Raw genomic sequence first — 3,487 nt, forward strand, 5'->3', positions numbered from 1 at the left:
GACGGGCTTGAAGACCCCACGGAGCCTCCCTCCCCGCCGACGGGCTTGAAGACCCCACGGAGCCTCCCTCCCCGCCAAGGACCAGGCCCTGCCCCAAGCTGACGGCGTTGCCCGCTCAGGGCGCCTGAGAAGCCCCAGGCAAGGACGGCAGAAATCCCCGCAAATGCGCCACAAAGGACAGGCCCGGAATGGGCCTCATTTCCCCAAATAAAAAATAGGCTCAATACCGCAAACGTGACGCACCCCTTCGGGCGCGTCTCGTTTGCTTGGTGCCTTCGCACCGTATTTCGGTCTCCGACAGCCCCCAGGACCACACCACTTCCATCCTCTTCCGACCTTGATGCGCGCCTGCGCACGCCAGCCCTGCCGTCGCCCGGGCCTGATCGGTTTCGGATGTCGTTTGGCCGCCCTTCGGCGGCTCTTGAATGGCGGTCTAGCGCCTGCGCGCTCATGGGGCTTGGAGACGTAGACTGGCCTCGAATTAAGGCACAGAAATTCGCGTGTCCGACGCCTCATGACGAGGCTACGGGATAGGCGCCTTGGCCTTCGCCAAAGAGCCCCCCGTGACCCTTCCGCGTGCCTGCGCACGAGCGAATTTTGATGCCTTATTGGTCGCCCTCATCGGGCTCCTAACCCTGGCCAGTGAGGCTGCTTCGCTTCCTCAGGTTTGCTGCCGCCATCCGGCGTCAGAAGCTATCGCTTGAGGCCCGCGAGCCGGGCCATTTTCACTAACGGTTTCGTTCTGCGAACCATCAAACCGTGCTGTCTCCCTAGGCTGTCCCTTAGGACGCCTCTGGCACTCTCCAGCCTGGAGGACCAGCAATGTCGTTCCGACGAGACTTGGCCGGCATGAGTTCGGCCCAATGGGCAGTCGTCTGCGTGTGCACCTTCATCGTCTCGATGGGGGCCGCACTCGGCTTGCTAACGCCCTCCCCTAACCGGCTGGATCGATCCGGGCGACGCTACTCGATCCCCTGTCTTCGAGATCAAACCCGCGCCCGAACGAGATCGAGGTGATCCGCCCAGCGACTGCAGGATCCAGCCAGGCGCAATCTTCCTTCCCGCTATGTGGGCGGGGCGCCGGCGACTGCGTCATCGACGGTGACACCTTCCGGTTTCGCGGCGAGAAGATCCGGATCGCTGACATTGACGCGCCGGAAACAGGCGGAGCCAAATGCGCCGACGAAGCAGCTCTCGGTCAACGGGCCACCTTCAGGCTGGCCGAGCTGCTGAGCTCGAGGCCCTTCCGATTGGAAGCGATTGGCAGCCGGGACGTAGATTCGTACGGCCGAAAACTTCGTATCGTCGCGAACGGCGGTGGTTCGATCGGCGCCCAACTCGTCGACGAGGGCTTGGCCCGACCATGGAATGGCGGCCGACGCCCCTGGTGTTAATTTCCGCTCGCGACCCTYCTGCGACCTTCGGAACGTCTGCTCAGGGGGCAAGATCCCGGCGACCTTCCAGGAGCCGGTGGATGCCGGGCGAGGCGGACACCGTCACAGAAATTCTCGGCCGCACCGGGTGACTCCGTTTGGAACGCGAACGCGTTCGCGAGAGCCAAGGAACGGGCGCCCCTTCCAGTACGCTACACCTTGCGGGGATCAATGTCGCGTTCTGACCGAGTCCCAACATCCGACTAGAGTCGAGAGCAGACGGCATAAACTAGGTCATGATGGATCTTTTAATTGAAGAACGTCCTCGTCGGGAAGCGATTGGTCCAATCATGCCCGCCGCGGGTCAGGATCCGAACGGTGCGATTATCGATATGAATGGCGAGACGATAGCCGTCCCATTTCACTTCAAACGACCAGTCGTTGCCGGTAGGCGGCTTGGAAGCCAATAGATCCAGGCATGGCTCGACCCGCTCCGGCATGGGGTCAAAGTTGAGCTTCCGCTGGCGCGCATCCCGCGCTTTGCTGACCGGGCCACGGACAGTCTCGGCCCCAGGGCCGGCACGCAAAACGCGACGCGCGCACACAACTGACACTCCAACACACGCACGAGGTTCGCCCCGCCGTTCCGAGGGGGCGCGGCGGGGCTCCCTAGGCCGTGACGGTGCCGGATGTGGATGACGCTAAGACTGAATAGCGAACTCATGGCGAAACCCGCGATTCCCCGGCGCGGCTAGCGCTGCAAATACAGCACCTCGGCAAAGGAACAGGCGAGCGGCTCGATAGTTAAAGTTTGATGGGCGTATTCATTGCTGGGGGGATAAGGTTGGAACCGATGATCTCTGGGCCGAACGACGCCAGGCTGAGCGCAACTTTGAGCAGCGAGCCACAGGAGAAGGGGAGATCAGGTTCGACAAGCAATTATCGCGGCGCTGTGGCCCTGAACATGCTCGACCGAATCGGCTGCGGCTATCTCGTCGTCGAGAACCACCGAAAGATCGTTGAGGCCAACGCAACGGCCAGACTGATCCTTGGCTGCGATGAGGGGGCTTTTCAAGATCTTGGCCAGCTGACCAGCGCCTTCAAGCGGTTGATCGGGCGAGCCCCAAACGGCCCGAGACTCGGTCCACTGAGCTGGATCGTCATCTCTGGCACAAGCGACACGCCTTTCCTCCTCAATCAGGTCGCGGACGACATACCGGACGGCACGAGCGTGGTCATGCTGCTCGATCTTGATGCACACCTGCGACCGAATCCCTTCATGCTTCAGCGCATGTTTGGCCTGACCATGGCTGAGACGCGCCTTGCGCTTCAAATGGCGCAGGGCGATCTGCCCGCGGATGTCGCCAGCAGTCGGCACCTAAGCCGCACCACCATTCGCTCGCAACTAGCTGCGCTCTTCGCAAAAACCAACACGAAACGTCAGGCAGAGCTGGTCACGTTGCTCGCCAGGGTAGCGGTCCTGCCCTGAACGCGCTCGTTCAAGGAGAAAGCCGCTTATTGTTGGCCGGTCGAAACGGACGTGCCCCCTGCCTCTTCCGCGAGGATAAAGGCGCGCGCAAAGCGCTCAGTTGGAAACCGGATCAACAGGGCTGAATCACCAATTTCTGTTGGAATAACCCGGTAAGGGATTTCCCACTCGGTCAGCCACTTATCCATCACCTGAAGCCGAGACAGGAAGTGGTGCCCCGCGATCGGGATTGCGACGTGGTAAATCCACGTGTTTGAGACCTCGGTACGGTACATCCGCCTGATTCCGAGCGATAGGGCCCGCCTATGGCGACAGCAGGGCCCGAGGCTGTGCAGGCTTGGAGAGTGGCGATGCCAGCACAGAGAGACAAACCGATGATGCCCCTCGGTGTTCCATCAAAGCAGAATACGGGAACAAAAAAAAGCGGCCCGCGGCGTCCTCCCACTGCGGGCCAAGTGTAGGGGGCATGATTGGTGGAGAAACGCGCTGGGAAAGCAGCGGTTCGGGGCCAACGCAAAAAGATCGGGTTGTTGGGGCTCCGGCCGCCCGTTGATACGGGATGACGGAGAGCGGTCTTCCGGTCAGGCTCCATCGATCCAACCGGTCAGGAGGCCTGCCATGGAGC

The 3,487-nt window shown here is 61.7% G+C and carries 3 protein-coding genes and 1 pseudogene; 2 read left to right on the top strand and 2 right to left on the bottom strand.

Translation table 11 applies throughout. The features are described from left to right. Positions 1-1,013: 1,013 nt before the first annotated feature. The gene (locus tag AC1DRP_RS35680) at positions 1,014-1,394 is read left to right on the top strand and encodes a thermonuclease family protein (protein ID WP_476771031.1); all 381 of its coding nucleotides are present in this window, start codon (positions 1,014-1,016) and stop codon (positions 1,392-1,394) included. A 308-nt stretch (positions 1,395-1,702) separates the two neighbouring features. On the opposite strand, the pseudogene AC1DRP_RS35685 reads toward AC1DRP_RS35680, so the two are convergent. Continuing rightward, positions 1,703-1,960, bottom strand: a pseudogene (locus AC1DRP_RS35685) (ATP-dependent DNA ligase); the annotation flags it as partial. A 257-nt stretch (positions 1,961-2,217) separates the two neighbouring features. Here AC1DRP_RS35685 and AC1DRP_RS35690 point away from each other — a divergent pair. Then, positions 2,218-2,862: a helix-turn-helix transcriptional regulator gene (locus tag AC1DRP_RS35690; RefSeq protein WP_476771032.1), complete on the top strand. Its 645-nt coding sequence runs from the start codon at positions 2,218-2,220 to the stop codon at positions 2,860-2,862. Positions 2,863-2,888: 26 nt separating this feature from the next. Here the strand turns inward: AC1DRP_RS35690 and AC1DRP_RS35695 are convergent, their stop codons facing one another. Then, positions 2,889-3,137 carry a hypothetical protein gene (locus tag AC1DRP_RS35695; RefSeq protein ID WP_476771033.1) on the bottom strand — a complete coding sequence of 83 codons (249 nt, stop codon included), beginning with the start codon at positions 3,135-3,137 and terminating at the stop codon, positions 2,889-2,891. Between the last annotated feature and the right edge of the window lie 350 nt (positions 3,138-3,487).

The organism is Allobosea sp. 01N443, assembly GCF_056399325.1.